Origin of the sequence: Citrobacter sp. Cf088 (assembly GCF_030334295.1) — a bacterium.
GTDB lineage: Bacteria > Pseudomonadota > Gammaproteobacteria > Enterobacterales > Enterobacteriaceae > Citrobacter > Citrobacter freundii.
Genome location: NZ_JAOWEE010000019.1, coordinates 78,477 through 101,707 on the forward strand (window position 1 = coordinate 78,477; position 23,231 = coordinate 101,707).

The window sequence follows — 23,231 nt, forward strand, 5'->3', positions numbered from 1 at the left end:
GTTCTACGTAGCTAACGGGCCACTACGGCCAGGGATGAAAAATGAAACATTTACGCGTAGCGGCCTGCATGCTGATGCTGGCACTGGTCGGGTGCGATAATAATAACGAAAAATCACCGACGGCTGCGAAGCCTGATGCGCCTGCGCCACAGACAGCGCCAGCAAAAGATAAGGCTCAATTACAAAAACTGATGCAGCAAAGCCAGGGCAAGTCGCTAACGTTGCTGGATGCCTCAGAGGTCCAGCTCGACGGTGCGGCAACGCTCGTGTTGACATTCTCCATTCCCCTCGATCCGGAACAAGATTTTTCCCGCGTCGTGCATGTTGTTGATAAAAAAAGCGGCAAAGTGGATGGTGCCTGGGAGCTGGCGCCAAATCTGAAAGAGCTACGCTTACGCCATCTGGAACCTAACCGGGAACTGGTCGTTACCATTGAGCGTGATTTGCTGGCGCTGAATAAAGCGACGTTCGCTATTGATTATGAAAAAAACATTACCACTCGCGACGTCCAGCCAAGCGTAGGGTTTGCCAGTCGCGGCTCGCTGCTGCCGGGAAAAGTGATTGAAGGGCTGCCGGTGATGGCCCTTAACGTTAATAGCGTAGATGTGAACTTCTTTCGCGTGAAGCCTGAGTCGCTCGGTGCGTTTGTCAGCCAGTGGGAATACCGCAATTCGTTGACTAACTGGGAGTCTGACAATCTGCTGAAAATGGCGGAACTGGTGTATACCGGACGCTTTGACCTCAATCCTGCGCGCAACACCCGTGAGAAGCTGCTGTTGCCGCTGAGCGATATCAAGCCGTTGCAGCAAGCAGGTGTTTACATCGCGGTGATGAATCAGGCTGGACAATACAACTACAGTAATGCCGCTACGCTGTTCACGCTCAGCGATATTGGTGTGTCTGTACACCGTTACCATAATCAACTGGATGTCTTTACGCAGAGTCTGGAAAACGGCGCCGCGCAGCAGGGGATTGAGGTCACGTTACTCAATGAAAAAGGACAGACGTTGGCGCAGGCTACCAGCGACGCTCAGGGTCATGTCAAACTGGAGACTGATAAAGACGCGGCTTTATTGCTGGCCCGCAAAGACGGGCAAACCACGCTGCTGGATCTGAAGCTCCCGGCGTTGGATCTGGCGGAATTTGATATTGCCGGTGCGCCGGGATACAGCAAGCAGTTCTTTATGTTCGGCCCACGCGATCTCTATCGTCCTGGCGAAACGGTGATTCTCAACGGATTACTGCGTGACAGCGATGGCAAAACGTTGCCCGACCAGCCGGTGAAGCTGGAGGTCGTGAAGCCCGACGGACAAGTGTTACGCTCGGTGGTTAGCCAACCGGAAAACGGCTTGTACCGCTTTAGCTGGCCGCTGGACACCAACGCGCCAACGGGTATGTGGCATATTCGTGCTAATACGGGCGACAACCAGTCACGGATGTGGGATTTCCACGTCGAAGATTTTATGCCGGAGCGAATGGCGCTCAATCTCTCCGCCAATAAGATCCCGGTGGCACCAACTGATGACGTGAAGTTTTCGGTAGTGGGCTACTACCTGTACGGCGCGCCCGCTAACGGCAATGCTCTGCAAGGGCAGCTTTTCCTGCGCCCGCTGCGCGAAGCGGTGCAGGCATTGCCGGGGTTCCAGTTTGGTAATATTGCCGAAGAAAATCTTTCCCGCAGCCTCGATGAAGTTCAGCTCACGCTGGATGACCACGGACGCGGCGAAGTGACCACCAACAGCCAGTGGCAGGAGACGCATTCCCCGTTACAGGTGGTTTTGCAAGCCAGTCTGCTGGAGTCGGGGGGCCGTCCGGTGACGCGTCGGGTTGAGCAAGCCATCTGGCCTGCGGATACGCTGCCGGGCATTCGTCCGCAGTTTGCAGCGAAAGCCGTCTATGACTACCGCACCGATACCACCGTGAATCAGCCTATCGTTGATGAAAACAGCAACGCCGCTTTCGACATTGTGTATGCCGATGCGCAAGGCGAGAAAAAAGCGGTGTCCGGTTTGCAGGTGCGTTTGATCCGCGAGCGACGAGATTATTACTGGAACTGGTCTGAAGGCGAGGGCTGGCAATCACAGTTCGATCAAAAGGATTTGGTTGAAGGTGAGCAGACTCTGGATCTTAAGGCCGATGAAACCGGTAAAGTCAGCTTCCCGGTTGAGTGGGGCGCCTATCGTCTGGAAGTGAAAGCTCCGAATGATGCGGTGAGCAGCGTACGCTTCTGGGCCGGTTATAGCTGGCAGGATAACAGCGACGGCAGTGGGGCTGTGCGTCCCGATCGCGTGACGCTGAAACTGGACAAACCCAGCTATCGTCCCGGTGATACCATGAATCTGCACGTTGCCGCTCCCGCTGCTGGCAAAGGTTATGCGATGGTGGAATCCAGCGAAGGCCCGCTGTGGTGGCAAGAAATAGACGTACCGGCGGATGGTCTTGATATCTCCATCCCAATCGATAAAACCTGGAATCGCCACGATTTGTATCTTAGTGCGCTGGTGGTTCGTCCTGGCGACAAGTCCCGTTCGGCAACGCCAAAACGGGCGGTCGGTTTACTGCATTTGCCGTTAGGTGACGAAAACCGTCGTCTGGCGCTGGCGCTGGAAAACCCGGCGAAAATACGTCCAAACCAGCCGTTGACCGTCAAGATTAAATCCAGCGTCAAAAATGGCGACGTACCAAAACAGGTTAACGTGCTGGTCTCTGCCGTTGATAGCGGGGTGCTGAACATTACCGATTACGCCACGCCGGATCCGTGGCAGGCGTTTTTCGGGCAAAAACGCTATGGCGCGGATATTTATGATATTTACGGCCAGGTGATCGAAGGGCAAGGACGCCTGGCGGCGCTGCGCTTTGGTGGTGATGGCGATGAATTAAAACGCGGCGGTAAGCCACCGGTTAATCACGTCAATATCGTGGCGCAACAGGCGCTGCCGGTCACGCTTAACGAGCAGGGCGAAGGTACGGTGACGTTACCTATCGGTGATTTCAACGGCGAGCTGCGGGTAATGGCGCAGGCCTGGACGACGGATGACTTTGGCAGCAGCGAAAGCAAAGTGATTGTCGCCGCGCCAGTAATTGCTGAACTGAATATGCCGCGTTTTCTTGCGGGAGGCGATACCTCGCGCCTGACGCTGGACGTGACCAACCTGACTGACAAACCGCAAACGCTGAATATTAAACTCGCGGCCAATGGTTTACTGGAGCTGATGGGGCAAGATCCCGCGCCGGTAAATCTGGCGCCAGGCGTAAGGACTACGCTGTTTATTCCGGTGCGCGCGCGGGAGGGTTTTGGCGATGGCGAAATTCAGGCAGAAATTAGCGGTCTGACTTTACCGGGTGAAACGCTGCCTGTTCAGCATAAACAGTGGAAGATTGGCGTGCGTCCGGCGTTCCCGGCGCAAACCGTTAATAACGGTGTCGCACTTCAGCCGGGCGCGACCTGGCAGCTTCCGGGCGAAGAACTGACCAATTTCTCCCCTGTGACGATGCAGGGGCAACTGCTGTTCAGCGGTAAGCCGCCGCTAAACCTGGCGCGCTATATCCGCGAGCTGAAAGCGTACCCTTACGGTTGTCTGGAGCAAACGGCGAGCGGGTTGTTCCCATCCTTATACACCAACGCTGCGCAATTGAAGGCGTTAGGTATTGTGGGCGACAGCGATGAAAAACGTCGCGCGGCAGTTGATATTGGGATTTCCCGTTTAGTGCAGATGCAGCGTGATAACGGCGGTTTTGCGCTGTGGGATAAAAACGGGTCGGAAGAGTACTGGCTGACCGCGTATGTCATGGATTTCCTCGTCCGGGCAAATGAACAGGGCTACAGTGTCCCGGTAGAGGTGATTAACCGGGGCAACGAGCGGCTACTGCGCTATTTGCAGGATCCGGGCATGATGTCGATTCGCTATACCGACGACTCTTCAGCAAGCCGGTTTGCCGTACAAGCCTACGCCGCGTTGGTTCTGGCACATCAGCAAAAAGCTCCGCTTGGCGCATTGCGTGAGATCTGGGAGCGTCGTGCGCAAGCAGCCTCTGGTTTACCGCTGTTACAACTGGGGATCGCGCTGAAAAATATGGGCGATGCCAACCGCAGTGAACAGGCGTTGACGCTGGCCCTGAATACACCGCGCCGCGATACGCAACAGTGGATGGCGGATTACGGCAGTGCCTTACGGGATAACGCGTTGATGCTAGCCTTGCTCGAAGAGAACAAGATCAAACCTGACGTGCAGAATACGCTGCTGAACACGTTGTCAGAACAGGCCTTTGGACAGCGCTGGCTCTCGACTCAGGAAAATAATGCGCTGTTCCTTGCCGCGCGTACGTTACAGGATTTGCCTGGTACGTGGCAGGCGCAAACGTCACTCTCGGAACAATCATTAGCAGGGGATAAATCGCTAACCCGCAATCTGGATGCCGATGCGCTGTCTACGCTGAGCGTCACCAATACCGGTAATCTACCGCTGTGGTTGCGTCTGGATGTGAGTGGTTATCCACAAACCGCACCGACGCCTGCCAGCAACGTTCTGCATATTGAGCGGCAAATCCTGGGAATTGACGGAAATAGCAAATCGCTGGATTCGCTGCGTAGCGGCGAACTGGTGCTGGTCTGGCTGGAGGTAAAAGCCAGCCAGAACGTACCGGATGCGCTGGTGGTCGATTTACTGCCAGCAGGACTGGAACTGGAAAACCAGAATCTGGCCAACGGCAGCGCCAGCCTGCAGGATAGCGGCAGCGAAGTGGCGAATCTGCTTAATCAGATGCAGCAGGCAGATATCCAGCACGTTGAGTTCCGTGACGATCGCTTTGTCGCCGCGGTGGCGGTCAACGAAGGACAGCCAGTTACGCTGGTGTATCTGGCGCGGGCGGTAACGCCGGGGACCTACCAGGTTCCTGTCCCGCAGGTGGAATCAATGTATGTTCCGCAGTGGCGCGCGACCGGTGCGACAGAGGGACTTTTGATTGTCAGACCGTAAATGATACGCGAGTTGGGTAAACGCGGCTGCTGGCTCTGGCTGGCAGCCGTTGCACTATTGTTTGTGGCGGCGGTTTGGGCAGCAGATAAAATCTGGCCGCTGCCGCTGCACGAAGTCGATCCGGCGCGGGTCGTGGTGGCGCATGATGGTACGCCGCTGTGGCGCTTCGCCGATGCGGATGGTATCTGGCGGTATCCGGTAACGATTGATGAGGTGTCGCCCCGCTACCTTGAGGCGTTAATTAACTACGAAGACCGCTGGTTCTGGAAGCATCCCGGCGTCAATCCGTTTTCAGTACTGCGCGCGGCATGGCAAGACCTCTCCTCTGGGCGTGTGGTTTCTGGCGGCAGTACGCTCACCATGCAGGTCGCACGATTACTCGATCCCCATCCGCGAACCTTTGGCGGCAAGTTTCGCCAACTCTGGCGCGCATTGCAGCTGGAATGGCATCTCTCCAAACGCGACATCCTGACACTGTATCTCAACCGCGCGCCGTTTGGCGGTACGCTGCAGGGCGTGGGGGCGGCAAGCTGGGCTTATCTTGGTAAATCACCCGCGCAATTGAGTTACTCCGATGCCTCGCTGCTGGCTGTTTTGCCACAGGCGCCGAGCCGTCTGCGTCCGGACCGCTGGCCGGACCGTGCTGAAGCGGCGCGTAATAAAGTGCTCGAACGTATGGCGACCCAGGGCATTTGGCCTGCCAGACAGGTGCAGGAGTCGCGTGAAGAACCGGTCTGGCTGGCGCCCCGGCAAATGCCGCAGTTAGCACCGTTATTCTCGCGCATGATGCTGGGAAAAAGCCGAAGCGATAAAATCGTGACTACCCTTGATGCCGGATTGCAGCGTCAACTGGAAGAGCTGGCACAAAACTGGAAGGGGCGCTTACCTGCGCGCAGTTCGCTGGCGATGATCGTGGTCGATCACACCGATATGAGCGTGCGTGGCTGGGTGGGGTCGGTAGATATGAATGACGACTCTCGTTTTGGTCATGTGGATATGGTGAATGCGATCCGTTCGCCTGGCTCGGTGCTGAAGCCGTTTGTTTATGGCCTGGCGCTGGATGACGGACTCATTCATCCCGCTTCGTTATTGCAGGATGTCCCGCGGCGAACCGGGGACTATCGACCGGGGAATTTTGACAGCGGTTTTCATGGCCCGGTGAGCATGAGCGAAGCGCTGGTGCGCTCGCTGAATTTACCCGCCGTGCAGGTACTCGAAGCCTATGGCCCGAAGCGTTTTGCCGCATCGTTACGTAACGTCGGCTTACCGCTGTATCTGCCCGCAGGGGCTGCGCCGAATCTGTCGCTGATTTTAGGTGGCGCGGGGGCAAGGCTGGAAGATATGGCCGCAGCGTACAGCGCCTTTGCCCGCCAGGGAAAAGCGGGAAAACTGCGTCTGCAGCCGGGTGATCCACTACTGGAACGTCCGTTGATGTCGGCGGGCGCGGCGTGGATTATTCGCCGCATTATGGCTGACGAAGCGCAACCGCTGCCGGATAACGCGCTGAGCAGAGTGGTCCCTCTGGCGTGGAAAACGGGCACCAGCTATGGCTATCGCGATGCCTGGGCGATTGGCGTTAATGCGCGTTATGTGATCGGTATCTGGACCGGCAGGCCCGATGGTACGCCAGTGGTGGGTCAGTTTGGTTTCGCCAGTGCCGTGCCGTTGCTCAATCAGGTCAACAATCTTTTGCTCTCTCGCGGGACAAATCAGCCGGAAGATCCACGCCCTGAATCCGTGAGTCGTGGTGTGGTGTGCTGGCCGGGCGGGCAATCTCTTGCCCCCGGTGACAGCAACTGCCGTCGCCGTCTGGCAACCTGGTTACTGGATGGCAGTCAGCCGCCAACGTTATTATTGCCCGAGCAGGAAGGGGTTAATGGCATTCGTTTTCCTGTCTGGCTGGATGATGATGGCAAACGTGTGGCGGCGGATTGCCCGCAGGCGCACGAGCAAACGTTAATCGTTTGGCCGTTGCCGCTGGAGCCATGGCTACCGGAATCAGAACGTCGTGGGGCGAGATTACCGCCAGTTTCTGCCACATGTCCGCCGCTGGGACAAGACGCTTCGCAGCCGTTGCAGTTGACAGGCATTCGTGATGGCGCGATTGTGAAGCGTTTACCCGGTTCTGCTCAGGCCTCATTGCCGGTGCAAACCAGCGGTGGGAGCGGTGAACGCTGGTGGTTTCTTAACGGTGAAAGGCTGGATGAACGCGGACGTCGTCTTACGCTACTGCTGGCGACTAAAGGGGATTATCAACTGCTGGTGATGGATGATGCAGGCCAGGTAGCGACGGTGAGATTTTCGATGCAGTAGACCAGTTGGTGACTGTTTGTTGCTAAAATTCATCTTATTTTAAAGAAATGTTACCTTCATCAATAGTCAATTGCCGGGATGCTCTTTATAATCCGCGCCAGGTCGTACATCTATATAGACAACAACAGAACACATTACAGAGGTTATCATGGCTATTGAACGTACTTTTTCCATCATCAAACCAAACGCGGTGGCAAAAAACGTTATTGGGAGCATCTTTGCGCGCTTTGAAGCAGCAGGGTTCAAAATCGTCGGGACTAAAATGCTGCACCTGACCGTTGAGCAGGCGCGTGGTTTCTATGCTGAGCACGATGGCAAACCGTTCTTTGACGGTCTGGTTGAATTCATGACCTCCGGTCCGATCGTTGTTTCTGTTCTGGAAAGCGAAAATGCCGTACAGCGTCATCGCGATCTGCTGGGCGCAACCAACCCGGCGAATGCGCTGGCCGGTACTCTGCGTGCAGACTATGCTGACAGCTTCACCGAGAACGGTACTCACGGTTCCGACTCCGTTGAGTCAGCGGCGCGCGAAATCGCCTATTTCTTTGGTGAAGGTGAGGTTTGCCCGCGCACTCGCTAATCTCCCGCGTCTTTCACGTCGCAGATGCGTTGGCTGCATTCGTTTACCCCGGTCACATAGTTTTCTATGCTCCCGGGGATGCTTGAACTTGCCGCCTTCCTGCGACGCGAAATCCTTTGGAGATGAATTAGCGATTTACATATTATTTTCGCTAATGCTTCGTGCAAACGTGGCATCCCTGCGCCAGACTTTGTACAATGCAACGCCCCGGAAGAGCAGATCGCTTGCCGGGGCGTTTCTTTTTAACCCTCCACGGGCCACAACGTGTAACAACGAGGCCGGAAAAAATTATGTCTGAATTAGTTAACACCTCTGAAGTCGTCATTCCTGCGGTTCCAAATAAAAATGGAAAAATTAACCTGCTGGATCTGAACCGTCAGCAAATGCGCGAATTCTTCAAAGAGATGGGCGAAAAACCGTTTCGTGCCGATCAGGTCATGAAGTGGATGTACCACTATTGCAGCGACAACTTTGATGACATGACTGACATCAATAAGGTGCTGCGTAACAAGCTGAAAGAAGTGGCTGAAATTCGCGCCCCGGAAGTGGTGGAAGAGCAGCGTTCTTCTGACGGTACGATCAAATGGGCTATCGCTGTTGGCGATCAGCGCGTTGAAACGGTGTATATCCCGGAAGACGATCGTGCGACCCTGTGTGTTTCTTCACAGGTCGGTTGCGCATTAGAGTGTAAATTCTGCTCTACGGCGCAACAGGGCTTTAACCGTAACCTGCGGGTATCGGAGATCATTGGTCAGGTCTGGCGCGCGGCGAAAATCGTCGGCGCGGTCAAAGCAACGGGCGTGCGTCCTATCACCAACGTGGTGATGATGGGGATGGGTGAGCCGCTGCTCAACCTGACCAACGTAGTGCCGGCGATGGAAATCATGCTGGATGACTTCGGTTTAGGGTTGTCCAAGCGTCGCGTCACGCTCTCCACCTCGGGCGTTGTCCCTGCGCTGGATAAGCTGGGTGATATGATTGACGTCGCGCTGGCGATTTCTCTGCATGCGCCGAACGATGAAATTCGTGACGAAATTGTACCGATCAACAAAAAGTACAATATCGAAACATTCCTTGGCGCGGTTCGTCGTTATCTGGAGAAATCCAACGCTAACCAGGGCCGTGTGACCATTGAGTATGTGATGTTAGATCACATCAATGATGGCACTGAACACGCGCATCAGCTGGCAGAACTGCTGAAAGATACGCCGTGTAAGATCAACCTGATCCCGTGGAACCCGTTCCCGGGCGCGCCGTATGGCCGTAGTTCTAACAGCCGTATCGATCGTTTCTCCAAAGTGTTGATGAGCTATGGTTTCACCACCATTGTGCGTAAAACACGTGGCGATGACATCGATGCAGCCTGTGGTCAGTTGGCGGGCGACGTTATCGACCGTACCAAGCGTACTTTGCGTAAGCGTATGCAGGGCGACGCTATCGACATTAAGACCGTTTGATGTTGGCGCACTACGGTATAATTCTTGTACCGTAGTGCAACGTAAGCCATATGAGGTTTTTTGTTGTCGTCGTCAGGTCAATAATAACGGTGCGTTTTTGTCGACTTTAAGGCAGTATGTAACGGCGTAACAAGTGTTTAGCCCTCAGGTTTACGCCGTTTTGTCATTGATAGTCTGACCGTTTTATACTGTCTGACGAAGGTTAACTGACCAGATGTTTCGCGGTGTGGGTGAGCATTGTGGCTCGCCGGCATCAGAACCCAAATATTACGCAGCTGTAGCGAATGAATACTGAAGCCACGCACGACAAAAATGAAACACTATCCACCGGCATTCGTCTGCGCAATGCCCGTGAACAACTCGGATTCAGCCAGCAGGCAGTCGCGGAGCGACTTTGCCTGAAGGTCTCCACGGTACGCGATATTGAAGAAGATAAGGCGCCAGCCGATCTCGCTTCAACATTCCTGCGCGGGTATATCCGTTCTTATGCGCGTCTGGTGCATATTCCTGAAGAAGAACTGTTGCCAGGGCTGGAAAAACAGGCTCCGATTCGTCCTGCCAAAGTCGCACCGATGCAGAGCTTCTCGCTCGGTAAGCGTCGTAAGAAACGCGACGGCTGGTTAATGACCTTTACCTGGCTGGTACTGTTTGTCGTTGTCGGACTGACTGGGGCCTGGTGGTGGCAGAACCATAAAGCGCAGCAGGAAGAGATCACCACCATGGCCGATCAATCCTCCGCTGAGTTGAATGCCGGTAAAGAGGGTGCGCAGAATGTACCGTTAGATACCAGCGCTGCAGCAAGCCCGGATACCACGTCGGCTGCTGAAAATGGCGCGGTAACGGATTCAGCGCCAGTGCAACAAGATACCGCAGCGGCTCAGGCCCCGGCTGCTGATGCGCAACAAAACGCCGTCGTTGCCCCTTCTCAGGCTAACGTCGATACTGCAACCGCAGCGCCAGCTACCGCGGCACCGCTGCCGACCGATCAGGCAGGTGTGACTACACCTGCAGCCGATCCTAACGCGCTGGTGATGAACTTTACCGCCGATTGCTGGCTGGAAGTCACCGATGCGACCGGTAAAAAACTGTTCAGCGGGATGCAGCGTAAAGATGGCAATCTGAATTTGACCGGTCAGGCACCGTACAAACTGAAGATTGGTGCTCCGGCGGCAGTGCAGATTCAGTTCCAGGGTAAACCTGTCGATCTGAGTCGTTTTATCAGAACTAACCAGGTTGCGCGTCTGACCGTTAATGCCGAACAATCACCGGCTCAGTAACAGACGGCAATGCGGGAGATTTTTTAATGCATAACCAGGCTCCAATTCAACGTAGAAAATCGACACGCATTTACGTTGGGAACGTGCCGATCGGCGATGGTGCGCCCATCGCCGTACAGTCTATGACTAATACGCGTACCACGGACGTGGAAGCGACGGTTAATCAGATTAAAGCGCTGGAACGCGTAGGCGCTGACATTGTTCGTGTCTCTGTACCGACAATGGATGCTGCAGAAGCGTTCAAGCTTATCAAACAGCAGGTTAACGTCCCGCTGGTTGCCGATATACACTTCGACTATCGTATCGCACTGAAGGTGGCGGAATACGGCGTTGATTGCCTGCGTATTAACCCAGGTAATATCGGCAGTGAAGAGCGTATTCGCATGGTGGTGGATTGCGCTCGTGATAAAAATATTCCTATCCGTATCGGCGTCAACGCCGGATCGCTGGAAAAAGATCTGCAGGAAAAATACGGTGAACCGACGCCTCAAGCGCTGCTGGAATCCGCTATGCGCCACGTGGATCACCTCGATCGTCTGAACTTCGATCAATTCAAAGTTAGTGTTAAAGCGTCTGACGTTTTCCTCGCCGTAGAATCCTATCGCCTGCTGGCGAAACAGATCGATCAACCGCTGCATCTGGGGATCACCGAAGCTGGTGGCCTGCGTAGTGGTTCGGTGAAGTCCGCGATCGGCCTTGGCCTGCTGTTATCTGAAGGGATCGGCGATACGCTGCGTGTTTCTCTGGCGGCCGATCCGGTGGAAGAGATCAAAGTTGGATTCGATATCCTGAAATCGTTGCGCATTCGCGCGCGCGGGATCAACTTCATCGCTTGCCCAACCTGTTCGCGTCAGGAGTTTGACGTTATCGGTACGGTTAACGCGCTGGAGCAACGCCTGGAGGATATCATTACGCCAATGGACGTTTCGATCATCGGCTGCGTAGTAAACGGCCCTGGTGAAGCGCTGGTTTCTACGCTGGGCGTGACGGGTGGTAACAAGAAAAGCGGCCTGTATGAAGACGGCGTGCGTAAGGACAGACTCGATAACGACGACATGATTACGCAGCTTGAAGCCCGCATTCGTGCCAAAGCAAGTATTCTGGACGAAGCGCGTCGTATCGACGTGCAGCAGCTTGAAAAATAACAACGTGATGGGAAGCGGCATGCTTCCCGTGTATGATTGAACCCGCATGGCGCCCGCATTGTTCGGGTTAGCGCTGAGGGTTCATTTTTATATTCATAAAGAGAATAAACGTGGCAAAAAACATTCAAGCCATTCGCGGCATGAACGATTATCTGCCTGGCGAAACCGCCATCTGGCAGCGCATTGAAGGCACTCTTAAAAACGTGCTCGGCAGCTACGGTTACAGTGAAATCCGCTTGCCGATTGTAGAGCAGACCCCGTTATTCAAACGCGCGATCGGTGAAGTCACCGACGTGGTTGAAAAAGAGATGTATACCTTTGAGGACCGTAATGGCGACAGTCTGACGTTGCGTCCTGAAGGGACTGCGGGCTGCGTACGCGCCGGCATCGAACATGGTCTCCTGTACAATCAGGAACAGCGTCTGTGGTATATCGGGCCGATGTTCCGCCACGAACGTCCGCAGAAAGGACGCTACCGTCAATTCCATCAGTTGGGTGTCGAAGTGTTTGGCCTGCAAGGCCCTGACATCGATGCGGAACTGATTATGCTGACCGCTCGCTGGTGGCGCGCGCTGGGTATTTCTCAGCATGTCAGCCTGGAGCTGAACTCAATCGGTTCGCTTGAAGCCCGCGCTAACTACCGTGATGCGCTGGTTGCCTACCTGGAACTGCACAAAGAGAAACTGGACGAAGACTGCAAGCGCCGTATGTACACCAACCCGCTGCGCGTTCTCGACTCCAAAAACCCGGAAGTACAGGCGCTGCTCAACGACGCGCCTGCACTGGGCGACTATCTGGATGACGACTCGCGCGAGCACTTCGCGGGTTTGTGCAAACTGCTGGAGTCCGCAGGCATTGCCTACACCGTCAATCAGCGTCTGGTTCGTGGTCTTGATTACTACAACCGCACCGTATTTGAGTGGGTCACCAGCAGCCTGGGCTCTCAGGGTACCGTGTGTGCCGGTGGTCGTTACGACGGTCTGGTAGAGCAACTTGGCGGTCGTGCAACGCCTGCCGTGGGCTTTGCTATGGGTCTGGAACGACTTGTTTTGTTAGTTCAGGCAGTTAATCCGGAATTTAACGCAGATCCTGTTGTCGATATATACCTGGTCGCTTCAGGGGCGGACACGCAGTCGGCAGCAATGACGCTTGCAGAACGTCTGCGCGATGAAGTTCCTGGTGTGAAACTGATGACAAACCACGGTGGCGGCAACTTTAAGAAACAGTTTGCCCGTGCCGATAAGTGGGGCGCCCGCGTTGCACTGGTACTGGGCGAGTCCGAAGTGGCTGACGGTACTGTTGTAGTGAAGGATTTGCGCTCTGGTGAGCAAACGGCAGTAGCGCAGGATAGCGTTGCCGCGCATTTGCGCACTTTACTGGGCTAAGGAGAAGGACAGCGTGGAAATTTACGAGAACGAACACGACCAGGTTGATGCGGTAAAACGCTTCTTTGCTGAAAACGGCAAGGCGCTGGCTGTTGGGATCATTTTAGGGGTTGGCGCGCTGGTTGGTTGGCGTTACTGGACCAGCCATCAGACGGAGTCCGCACGCTCTGCTTCTCTGGCGTATCAAAATACGGTGACTGCGGTTAGCGCGGGTAAACCGGACAGCATTCCTGCCGCTGAGAAATTTGCTGCAGAGAATAAAAATACCTATGGCGCGCTGGCTTCACTGGAACTGGCGCAGCAGTTTGTTGACCAAAATGAACTTGAGAAAGCCGCAAGCCAGCTGCAACAAGGCTTGGCTGCGACCAGCGATGAAAATCTCAAAGCAGTGATAAACCTGCGTCTGGCTCGTGTTCAGGTTCAGCTTAAACAGGCTGATACCGCGCTGAAAACACTCGAAACCATTAAAGGTGAAGGGTGGGCGGCCATTGTTGCCGATCTGCGTGGTGAAGCGTTGCTGAGTAAAGGCGACAAACAAGGTGCGCGTAGCGCATGGGAAGCGGGTGTGAAAAGCGATGCCTCTCCTGCTCTGAGCGAAATGATGCAGATGAAAATCAATAATTTGTCCATCTGAGAGGGACCCGATGCAATTGCGTAAATTACTTCTGCCAGGGCTGCTTTCCGTTACCCTATTGAGCGGCTGTTCACTGTTTAGTGGCGAAGAAGATGTCGTTAAGATGTCCCCATTACCGGTGGTTGAAAACCAGTTTACTCCGTCTACGGAATGGAGCACCTCTGTAGGAAACGGTATTGGTGATTTCTATTCCAATCTTCATCCTGCGCTGGCGGATAACGTTGTCTATGCTGCCTCTCGCGCCGGTGTAGTGAAAGCGTTGAACGCAGGCGACGGCAAAGAAGTCTGGTCTGTGAATCTGGGAGAGAAAGACGGCTGGTTCTCCCGTGCATCTGCACAGCTTTCTGGCGGTGTCACCGTGTCCGGCGGTCATGTTTATATCGGCAGTGAAAAAGCACAGGTTTATGCGCTGAACACCAGTGACGGTACTACCGCATGGCAGACGAAAGTCGCTGGTGAAGCGCTGTCTCGTCCTGTTGTGAGCGATGGCGTGGTATTGATCCACACCAGCAACGGTCAGTTGCAGGCCTTAAACGAAGCCGACGGCGCCATCAAATGGACCGTTAACCTCGACATGCCTTCTCTGTCTCTGCGTGGCGAATCCGCTCCGGCAACCGCCTTTGGCGCAGCTATTGTTGGCGGTGATAACGGTCGCGTAAGCGCCGTGCTGATGCAACAGGGCCAGATGATTTGGCAGCAGCGTATCTCTCAGGCGACAGGCCCAACGGAAATCGATCGTCTGAGCGACGTTGATACCACGCCGGTTATCGTCAATGGCGTTGTTTACGCGCTGGCTTATAATGGTAACCTGACGGCGTTGGATCTGCGCAGTGGTCAGATCATGTGGAAACGCGAACTGGGCTCGGTGAATGATTTCATCGTCGACGGTAACCGTATCTACCTGGTTGACCAGAATGACCGCGTGCTGGCACTGACCACCGATGGCGGCGTGACGCTGTGGACGCAAAGCGATCTGCTGCACCGTCTGCTGACATCCCCGGTATTGTATAACGGCAATCTGGTCGTCGGTGATAGCGAAGGCTACCTGCACTGGATTAACGTTGACGATGGCCGTTTTGTTGCCCAGCAGAAAGTTGACAGCTCAGGTTTCCTGACCGAGCCGGTCTCTGCTGATGGTAAACTGCTGATCCAGGCGAAAGACGGTACGCTGTACTCTATTACGCGTTAATCGTCGCGGCCGCTCGCTTTGAAAAACGGCTCCTGGTGCAGGGGCCGTTTTACTGTTTTTAACAACGGAGCAAAAATGTGCCCGTTGTCTGATGATTTTTTAAATGAGGCTTTAAACATGGTACCTGTGGTCGCGCTTGTCGGGCGCCCTAACGTTGGCAAATCCACGTTATTTAACCGTCTAACTCGCACCCGAGATGCGCTGGTTGCGGATTTCCCGGGTCTGACTCGTGACCGTAAGTACGGTCGTGCGGAAATTGAAGGCCGCGAGTTTATCTGTATTGATACCGGCGGTATTGATGGCACCGAAGACGGTGTTGAAACCCGTATGGCGGAACAGTCGCTGTTGGCTATCGAAGAAGCGGACGTTGTACTGTTCATGGTGGACGCGCGTGCTGGCCTGATGCCAGCGGATGCAGCTATTGCGAAACATCTGCGCTCGCGCCAGAAACCGACGTTCCTGGTAGCCAACAAAACTGACGGACTCGATCCTGACCAGGCGGTTGTTGATTTCTACTCTCTGGGTCTGGGTGAAATTTATCCGATCGCGGCGTCCCATGGCCGTGGCGTTCTCAGCCTGCTGGAGCATGTTCTGCTGCCGTGGATGGATGACGTTGCTCCGCAGGAAGAAGTGGACGAAGACGCGGAATACTGGGCGCAGCTGGAAGCCAAAGAAAATGGCGAAGAAGAGCCTGAAGATGATTTCAATCCGCAGGATTTGCCGATCAAACTGGCGATCGTGGGTCGCCCGAACGTAGGTAAGTCCACACTTACTAACCGTATTCTTGGCGAAGATCGTGTGGTGGTTTACGACATGCCGGGGACCACGCGTGACAGTATTTATATTCCGATGCAGCGCGATGAGCGCGAATATGTGCTTATCGATACCGCGGGCGTGCGTAAGCGCGGCAAAATTACCGAAGCGGTAGAAAAATTCTCAGTTATCAAAACGCTGCAGGCGATTGAAGATGCCAACGTGGTGATGTTGGTGATTGACGCACGCGAAGGGATTTCCGATCAGGACCTGTCGCTGCTGGGCTTTATCCTCAACAGTGGGCGCTCACTTGTTATCGTTGTGAACAAGTGGGATGGTCTGACGCAGGAAGTAAAAGAGCAGGTCAAAGAGACGCTGGACTTCCGTCTGGGCTTTATTGATTTTGCACGCGTACACTTTATCTCTGCGCTGCACGGCAGCGGTGTGGGTAATCTGTTTGAATCGGTCCGTGAAGCGTATGACAGCTCCACCCGTCGCGTGAGCACCGCGATGCTGACGCGCATTATGACCATGGCAGTAGAAGATCATCAGCCGCCACTGGTGCGTGGTCGTCGTGTGAAGCTGAAATACGCCCACGCGGGCGGTTATAACCCGCCAATCGTGGTGATTCACGGCAACCAGGTCAAAGACCTGCCGGATTCCTACAAGCGTTATCTGATGAACTATTTCCGCAAATCTCTGGACGTAATGGGGACGCCGATCCGTATTCAGTTCAAAGAAGGGGAAAACCCGTTTGCCAACAAACGCAATACGCTGACTCCGACTCAGATGCGTAAACGTAAGCGTTTGATTAAACACATTAAAAAAAGCAAGTAATCGTTGCTGATGCAGATGAAAACCCGCGCTTGTCGCGGGTTTTTTTTCGTTATTCCAACGCCAACCTCAGCCCGTGCAATGTCAATCACTATTCGTTTTTTACCAAGTATAAATCTAAGAAAGTAGACAATTGTCGAGTTTTCATCTTAAAGTCCCCCAGTTGGTACTAGACAAAACTACTGCCAGGTTATCAAATGGTTAAATAAATCTTCGCCGCATGTAAAAAATCGACCAGCTACGTAACTGGTCGGCGTACATCGCGGTGTTTACACGCACGACGACATAACTTTCGGGAGAATTATGCAATCCTCTGTTAATCAAAAAGAAAGCCGAACTTTCTTCGGTCATCCTTATCCGCTCGGCTCATTGTTCTTTACTGAGATGTGGGAGCGTTTTTCGTTTTATGGCATTCGTCCGTTACTGATCCTGTTTATGGCGGCTACCGTTTATGACGGTGGCATGGGACTGGCGCGTGAAAATGCCTCGGCGATTGTCGGTATCTTTGCCGGTACCATGTATCTTGCTGCGCTGCCAGGTGGCTGGCTGGCGGATAACTGGCTTGGTCAACAAAAAGCGGTATGGTATGGCTCCATCCTGATAGCACTTGGTCACCTGTCGATTGCACTCTCGGCCATCATGGGTGACAACCTGTTTTTTATCGGCCTGATGTTCATTGTGCTCGGTTCTGGCCTGTTCAAAACCTGTATCTCGGTGATGGTGGGTACGCTGTATAAAAAAGGCGATGCGCGCCGTGACGGCGGTTTCTCGCTGTTCTACATGGGGATCAACCTGGGTTCCTTCATCGCGCCATTGATCTCCGGCTGGCTGATTAAAACTCACGGCTGGCACTGGGGTTTCGGTATCGGTGGTATCGGAATGTTGGTGGCGTTGCTCATCTTCCGTATCTTTGCCGTTCCGGCGATGAAACGCTACGATAGCGAAGTGGGCCTGGACTCGACCTGGAACAGCCCGGTTGTGAAACGTAATGGTGTGGGCGCGTGGCTGCTGGCGCTGGCAGTTGGTGTAGCAATTGTTGTTACCCTGATTGCGCAGGGAGTGATTGTGATTAACCCGGTCGCGGTTGCCAGCATGCTGGTGTACGTAATTGCCGCGTCAGTTGCGCTTTACTTTATCTATCTGTTCGTCTTTGCGGGGCTGAACCGTAAAGAACGCGCCAGGCTGCTGGTTTGCTTTATCCTGCTGGTGTCCGCTGCGTTCTTCTGGTCAGCCTTTGAGCAGAAACCTACCTCGTTCAACCTGTTCGCCAACGACTACACTAACCGTATGATCGGCGATTTTGAAATCCCGGCAGTATGGTTCCAGTCGATTAACGCTTTGTTCATCATTCTGCTGGCCCCGGTATTCAGCTGGGCGTGGCCAAAACTGGCGAGCATGAATATTCGCCCAAGCAGTATCACCAAGTTTGTCATCGGCATTCTCTGCGCAGCGGCGGGTTTTGGCGTGATGATGCTGGCGGCGCAAGACGTGCTGGCAAATGGCGGCGCGGGTGTTTCCCCATTCTGGCTGGTAGGCAGTATCCTGATGCTTACGCTCGGCGAGCTGTGTCTGAGCCCAATTGGTCTGGCGACTATGACGCTGTTGGCACCGGAAAGAATGCGTGGACAGATGATGGGTCTGTGGTTCTGCGCCAGTGCGCTGGGTAACCTGGCCGCGGGTCTGATTGGTGGTCATGTGAAGGCCGACCAGCTTGATATGCTGCCAGATCTCTTCGCGCGCTGCTCGATTGCGCTGCTTATCTGCGCCGCGGTACTGATCGTTCTCATTGTTCCGATTCGTCGCATGCTGGAGAATACACAGACTAAACCGGCAACTAGCGCCTGATAGCACCTCGATGATGCCGGGGCAGACGTTATGCCCCGGTAATTCAACTTTTGAGGTGAGAACATGCTGTTAGGGTTTGTTGGGCTGGGCGCAGTCGTTGAAACGGCATACTTGCCCGCATTACGTAGCCTCTTCGGTGATTCATTACGCTGTGTGGGGTTTGATGTTCAACCCACAAAACAGCCAGCAGGCGTGACGCGTTGTACGTCGCTCGAAGAGCTGCTTACTCAGCCTCTTGATACCCTGTTCATCACGACCGCATCCTTGCATCACCTTGAGGTGCTTGAACAAGCCCTGGCCTCTCCCATCGCACGTATCGTGGTTGAAAAACCTATTGTCGCCACGCTCTCCCAAATTGAAAAACTGAAAATGCTGCTGGCTCAACCAGGCGCTGCCGATCGTGTACTGGCACTCGACCACTGGATGGCGCGCATCGAAACGGTGAAACGAGGGTTGGTCAGCACTTTTGCCGAGATTGTGAAAATCGAAGGTTTTTTGCAGGAGCCAAGTGGAGTTAACGCCGCAGGGGAGCCAATAGCACTTAACTTTGCCACCGGTGAACCGGACACGCGTAAACTTCGCCACCCGGATGGCGTGATTCTGGATATCGGTACGCACGTGTTAGCAATGTTGCGGGAAACGGTACGGTATCTGGGAGGGAATAATGAGATGGTGCTGCGGTTAGTGAGTGCTAAAGACCGTCTGGGACGTGATATCCCCCAGAGTGATCTGACCACGGCAGAAGGCGAGGCGCATCTTCAGGGGCAGATTAGCGGCATTCCACTGGATATCTGGCTCAACAAATATGCGGGGCCAACTGGTGGGCAAAAAGGTCTGCGGCTTTATCTGCGTGACGGACGTATTATCAGCCATGACCGATGCGGTACAGAAGATGTACTGGAAGTGATTGACGGCGAGGCGGTACAACGGTGGAGCATTACCGGTACGATTTACGCCCATTGTCTCGCTGAGCAAATTCTGGGAGCGCAAAGTTTGTTTGAACGTTGTCCGCAGGAGGTGAGACAAACGACACAGCGCAGGCTGGAAGAAGTGGAGTGCCTGTTAACATTGCAGCAGCAGTTACGTGGGCCACATTAAGCGCATGGTGTTAAAATAAAATCAGCAATACATTTTCTGTATAAGGACACGATATGTCGATTACCTGCCCGGATTGTCATGCAGAGCTGGAGCCGCAAAATGGTGTGGCGCACTGCGAAAATTGTCACAAAGATATTCAACTGGAAGCGCGTTGTCCGGAATGCCATCTGCCACTGCAAGTATTAAAAGCCTGCGGAGCGGTGGATTATTTCTGTCAGAACGGCCATGGCCTTATTTCGAAGAAACGCGTTGAATATAATGTCATAATATAAATTACATTATGAATAACTTTTGCTGATTAATATTTATTATGAATGCTAATCAGCTTTAATCATTATTATTACAAATATTTCATCTTACTTTGATAATCTAGCTGATTTTTTAGGATTATATTTAGGTTATAAAGGCATTCATTAGGGTGAATCATAAATATAATGTTCCTGTTGTACAGCAACTTTGTTAATACAGGAACATGTTATGGCCCGAAGGGCGCGCTTTGTTATCTTGCTTGTGCTATTCGTTTCTGGCGCAGTTATTGCCGGGGACAATATTGTTGCGCCTGCAGCAACCAATAACATAAGCGAGTCTACGTTGCCCGATCTCGGCAGTGAGTCGGTACAAAAAGAACAGCATAATAACGAAGAACAATCCATTAAAGAGAAAGGTGCCGACTATTTTATTAACTCTGCGACACAAGGCTTTGAAAACCTGACGCCTGACGCGTTGAAATCGCAGGCGCAAAGCTATTTGCAAAATCAAATTACCTCCTCCACGCAATCGTATATAGAAGGGTTAATGTCACCGTACGGAAAAGTACGGACCAGTTTATCTGTTGGCGAAGGGGGCGATCTTGATGGTAGCTCTCTCGACTATTTTGTTCCCTTATACGACAACCAATATTCATTGATTTTTAGCCAAATCTCCGCGCAGCGTAAAGAGGACAGGACCATTGGAAATATCGGTTTTGGCTTGCGTCAAAATGTGGGGGATTGGTTACTCGGCGGCAACGCTTTTTATGACTACGATTTTACCCGTGGGCACCGTCGCTTAGGTTTGGGCACTGAGGCATGGACAGATTATCTGAAGCTCTCTGGCAACTATTACCATCCACTTTCTGACTGGAAAGAGTCTGAGGATTTCGAGTTTTATGAAGAGCGCCCCGCCCGGGGATGGGATATTCGGGCGGAAAGCTGGCTGTCATTTTATCCACAGATCGGTGGGAAATTAGTCTACGAGCAGTACTATGGCGATGAAGTGGCGTTATTTGGCACCGACAATTTACAAAAAAATCCCCATGCGGTAACTGTTGGTCTCAATTACATGCCTGTGCCAATGGTCACGTTGGGTGCAGATTACAAAGCCGGCACTGGAGAAAACGCCGACCTTAGCATCAACGCAACCGTCACTTATCAGTTAGGTACGCCCCTGGCGGCTCAACTTGATCCGGAAAACGTAAAAATTCAGCGCTCTTTAATGGGCAGTCGAACCGATTTTGTCGAGCGTAATAATTTTATCGTTCTTGAATACCGTGAAAAGGATCCCCTTGATGTTGCGTTATGGCTCAAAGCCGATGCGACCAATGTCCATCCTGAATGCGTAATTGAAGACACGCCTGAGTCTGCGGTGGGACTGGAGAAATGTAAGTGGACGATCAATGCGCTTTTCTCTCATCACTACAAAATCATCTCCGCCTCCTGGCAGGCAAAAAATAATGCCAATCGCACATTAGTTATGCCAGTGGTAAAAGCTGATGCCCTCACTGAAGGGAATAATAATCGCTGGAATCTGGTCCTCCCTGCGTGGGTCAATGCGGATACAGAAGCACAGCGTACAGAGTTAAATACCTGGAAAGTGCGCATGACCCTGGAAGATGAAAAGGGGAATAAGCAAAACTCGGGTGCTGTGGAAATTACCGTCCAGCAGGATCGTAAAATCGAATTGATTGTCGATAACGTCGCCGACGCCGATCGTACCGATCATAGCCATGAGGCCAGCGCTTTGGCGGATGGCGTCGATGGTGTTGTGATGGACCTGGTGCTGACCGATTCATTTGGGGATACGACCGATCGTAACGGTAAAGCGCTGGTGGATGAGGCTATGACGCCTGAACTCTATGACAGCAATGACAAAAAGGTGTCGCTTTCCTCCACCACTTGTACCGCCGAATTGCCCTGCGTCTTCATTGCCAGCCGTGACAAAAAGGCGGGAACCGTCACGCTCTCCAGTACGCTTCCTGGTACGTTTCGCTGGAAAGCGAAGGAAGACGCCTACGGCGACAGTAACTATGTTGACGTGACGTTTACCGGTGATGCGCTTGATGCGTTGAATGCGCTCATTTATCAAATGAACACATCTTCTCCCGTTAATTTGAGCGGCAAACAAGATAGGCATCCTGTCGTCAATAATACCTATCGATTTGTACTGTGGCGAGATGCCAATAAAGACGGCGTTTTCCAGATGTCAGAACAACTGACAGAAGATGAAATGGCGCTTTATGACTATCAATGGGAATTTACCGGGCAAAGCGTGACGGGAAATACCGGAGCACAAGCCAATACCCGCAATGAAGATCTGGTGTTGCCAGCAACAAATAGAGAGGCTGCGCAAAAATTCGCTGCTCATGAGCAGGATGGTATTCAGGGCTATGGCATACGCGTGGTGTATAGCCAGAAATAGTGTCAGCGTAGTGGCTGACCAGCCAGTCGCTGAATGTTGAAGAAAAAGGAGAGTCTTGATGCAATTAGTATTAAAACGGCAGCTGACGAAGGTCGCACTGGCGTTGGCTGTGGCAGGGTATTGTGCTGTGCCTGCAGTCGCGGCTAATGGGAATCTGAAAGCCGGTCAGTGGCAAAGCGCGACAGAAAGTACCGGTACTATTCAAGGGACTATCCCGTGGATTACACGGGCTGCAGATAAAACGGCGGAAACGGATAAAGCACATGTCACGGTGACGATTGACCGTGGTAGTCGAACCGTGGCAACTGAAGGTGACCGGCAGTTTCACGCGGGCGACAAAGTGACGGTCGACTGGGCTATCGGCGATACGGAAGGTGACCTGGATGCGGATAACACGGCGACCAAAGCGACTGTGCAGTGGATGAGCTATAGCGATCAGAATGGCGGCGATGCACAAGAGATAGGTACAAAAGGCAGCGACACCTATGAAATTCAGGCTGCGGATGCCGATCGCTACATCGGTATTAAAATCACGCCTACCACAACTACCGGCGATCCGAATGTTGCCACAGAATTGCTGCTAAACGATCTGTCGACCAATGCAGGCGGTGGTTCTGACGACGATGACATTCCGGAAGGTCCGGTGGTCGATGAAAATGTCCACGTTGTCATTTACGAAGCGGGTACAACAACCAATCTGTTGGGCACGAGCACCAAACTTAAAACCAACACCACCTATAAAGTGTTGCTGTGGAAAGATACGAACGCCAACGGTACTTATGATGCCGGCGAGGATGTTACCAGCAAGTATAACTACCGCTGGAAATTCACCGGTACCAGCCTGCAGCTGGGCGCTGCTGGCGGGATTGTCAACGCTACCTACAACAACAGCGATCTGGTTATTCCGCTTACCAACGCCGAAGCGAAGGCTGCCTTCGATAATGCCGATGGCGTTACCCTCGGCAACGATGGCGTCCAGGGATATGGCTTGTCTATCGACTACCAACGTAAATAAAACCGTGCAAGACCGCTTCCTTGGGGAGCGGTTTTTCCGCGCCCTTTGTTTAGC

Annotated in this window: 15 protein-coding genes; all 15 read left to right on the top strand. The window is 53.3% G+C overall.

Annotated features, from left to right (window positions below; genetic code table 11):
• Positions 1-41: 41 nt before the first annotated feature.
• A complete protein-coding gene (locus OGV71_RS00940; protein ID WP_204583365.1) occupies positions 42-4,976 on the top strand; it encodes an alpha-2-macroglobulin family protein in 4,935 nt (1,644 codons plus the stop codon).
• Positions 4,977-7,289 carry a peptidoglycan glycosyltransferase PbpC gene (gene pbpC / locus OGV71_RS00945; protein ID WP_204583366.1) on the top strand — a complete coding sequence of 771 codons (2,313 nt, stop codon included), beginning with the start codon at positions 4,977-4,979 and terminating at the stop codon, positions 7,287-7,289.
• A gap of 148 nt (positions 7,290-7,437) precedes the next feature.
• Positions 7,438-7,869 carry a nucleoside-diphosphate kinase gene (gene ndk / locus OGV71_RS00950; protein ID WP_003037710.1) on the top strand — a complete coding sequence of 144 codons (432 nt, stop codon included), beginning with the start codon at positions 7,438-7,440 and terminating at the stop codon, positions 7,867-7,869.
• Between the two features lie 290 nt (positions 7,870-8,159).
• A complete protein-coding gene (rlmN, locus tag OGV71_RS00955; RefSeq protein ID WP_204583367.1) occupies positions 8,160-9,326 on the top strand; it encodes a dual-specificity RNA methyltransferase RlmN in 1,167 nt (388 codons plus the stop codon).
• 284 nt (positions 9,327-9,610) lie between these two features.
• The gene (gene rodZ / locus OGV71_RS00960; protein ID WP_032937882.1) at positions 9,611-10,603 is read left to right on the top strand and encodes a cytoskeleton protein RodZ; all 993 of its coding nucleotides are present in this window, start codon (positions 9,611-9,613) and stop codon (positions 10,601-10,603) included.
• A gap of 26 nt (positions 10,604-10,629) precedes the next feature.
• Positions 10,630-11,748 (top strand): flavodoxin-dependent (E)-4-hydroxy-3-methylbut-2-enyl-diphosphate synthase, encoded by a 1,119-nt coding sequence (ispG, locus tag OGV71_RS00965; RefSeq protein WP_003037720.1) that lies wholly within the window; start codon positions 10,630-10,632, stop codon positions 11,746-11,748.
• A 110-nt stretch (positions 11,749-11,858) separates the two neighbouring features.
• Positions 11,859-13,133, top strand: coding sequence for a histidine--tRNA ligase (gene hisS, locus OGV71_RS00970; RefSeq protein ID WP_003835173.1), 1,275 nt, complete (start codon positions 11,859-11,861; stop codon positions 13,131-13,133).
• A 13-nt stretch (positions 13,134-13,146) separates the two neighbouring features.
• Positions 13,147-13,767, top strand: coding sequence for a YfgM family protein (locus OGV71_RS00975; RefSeq protein WP_003037727.1), 621 nt, complete (start codon positions 13,147-13,149; stop codon positions 13,765-13,767).
• A 10-nt stretch (positions 13,768-13,777) separates the two neighbouring features.
• Positions 13,778-14,956, top strand: coding sequence for an outer membrane protein assembly factor BamB (gene bamB / locus OGV71_RS00980; RefSeq protein WP_003037730.1), 1,179 nt, complete (start codon positions 13,778-13,780; stop codon positions 14,954-14,956).
• Positions 14,957-15,073: 117 nt separating this feature from the next.
• Positions 15,074-16,546: a ribosome biogenesis GTPase Der gene (gene der, locus OGV71_RS00985; protein ID WP_003037733.1), complete on the top strand. Its 1,473-nt coding sequence runs from the start codon at positions 15,074-15,076 to the stop codon at positions 16,544-16,546.
• A 300-nt stretch (positions 16,547-16,846) separates the two neighbouring features.
• A complete protein-coding gene (locus tag OGV71_RS00990) occupies positions 16,847-18,388 on the top strand; it encodes a peptide MFS transporter (RefSeq protein WP_003037736.1) in 1,542 nt (513 codons plus the stop codon).
• Positions 18,389-18,451: 63 nt separating this feature from the next.
• Positions 18,452-19,486 (top strand): Gfo/Idh/MocA family oxidoreductase, encoded by a 1,035-nt coding sequence (locus OGV71_RS00995; RefSeq protein ID WP_204583368.1) that lies wholly within the window; start codon positions 18,452-18,454, stop codon positions 19,484-19,486.
• 53 nt (positions 19,487-19,539) lie between these two features.
• Entirely contained in the window at positions 19,540-19,758 is a 219-nt protein-coding gene (locus tag OGV71_RS01000) for a zinc ribbon domain-containing protein (RefSeq protein WP_071697602.1), read from the top strand.
• 205 nt (positions 19,759-19,963) lie between these two features.
• Positions 19,964-22,162 (top strand): intimin-like inverse autotransporter SinH, encoded by a 2,199-nt coding sequence (sinH, locus tag OGV71_RS01005; RefSeq protein WP_204583369.1) that lies wholly within the window; start codon positions 19,964-19,966, stop codon positions 22,160-22,162.
• A 58-nt stretch (positions 22,163-22,220) separates the two neighbouring features.
• On the top strand, positions 22,221-23,177 hold the full coding sequence (locus tag OGV71_RS01010) for a SinI family autotransporter-associated protein (protein ID WP_204583370.1): 957 nt from the start codon (positions 22,221-22,223) through the stop codon (positions 23,175-23,177).
• Positions 23,178-23,231 lie beyond the last annotated feature (54 nt).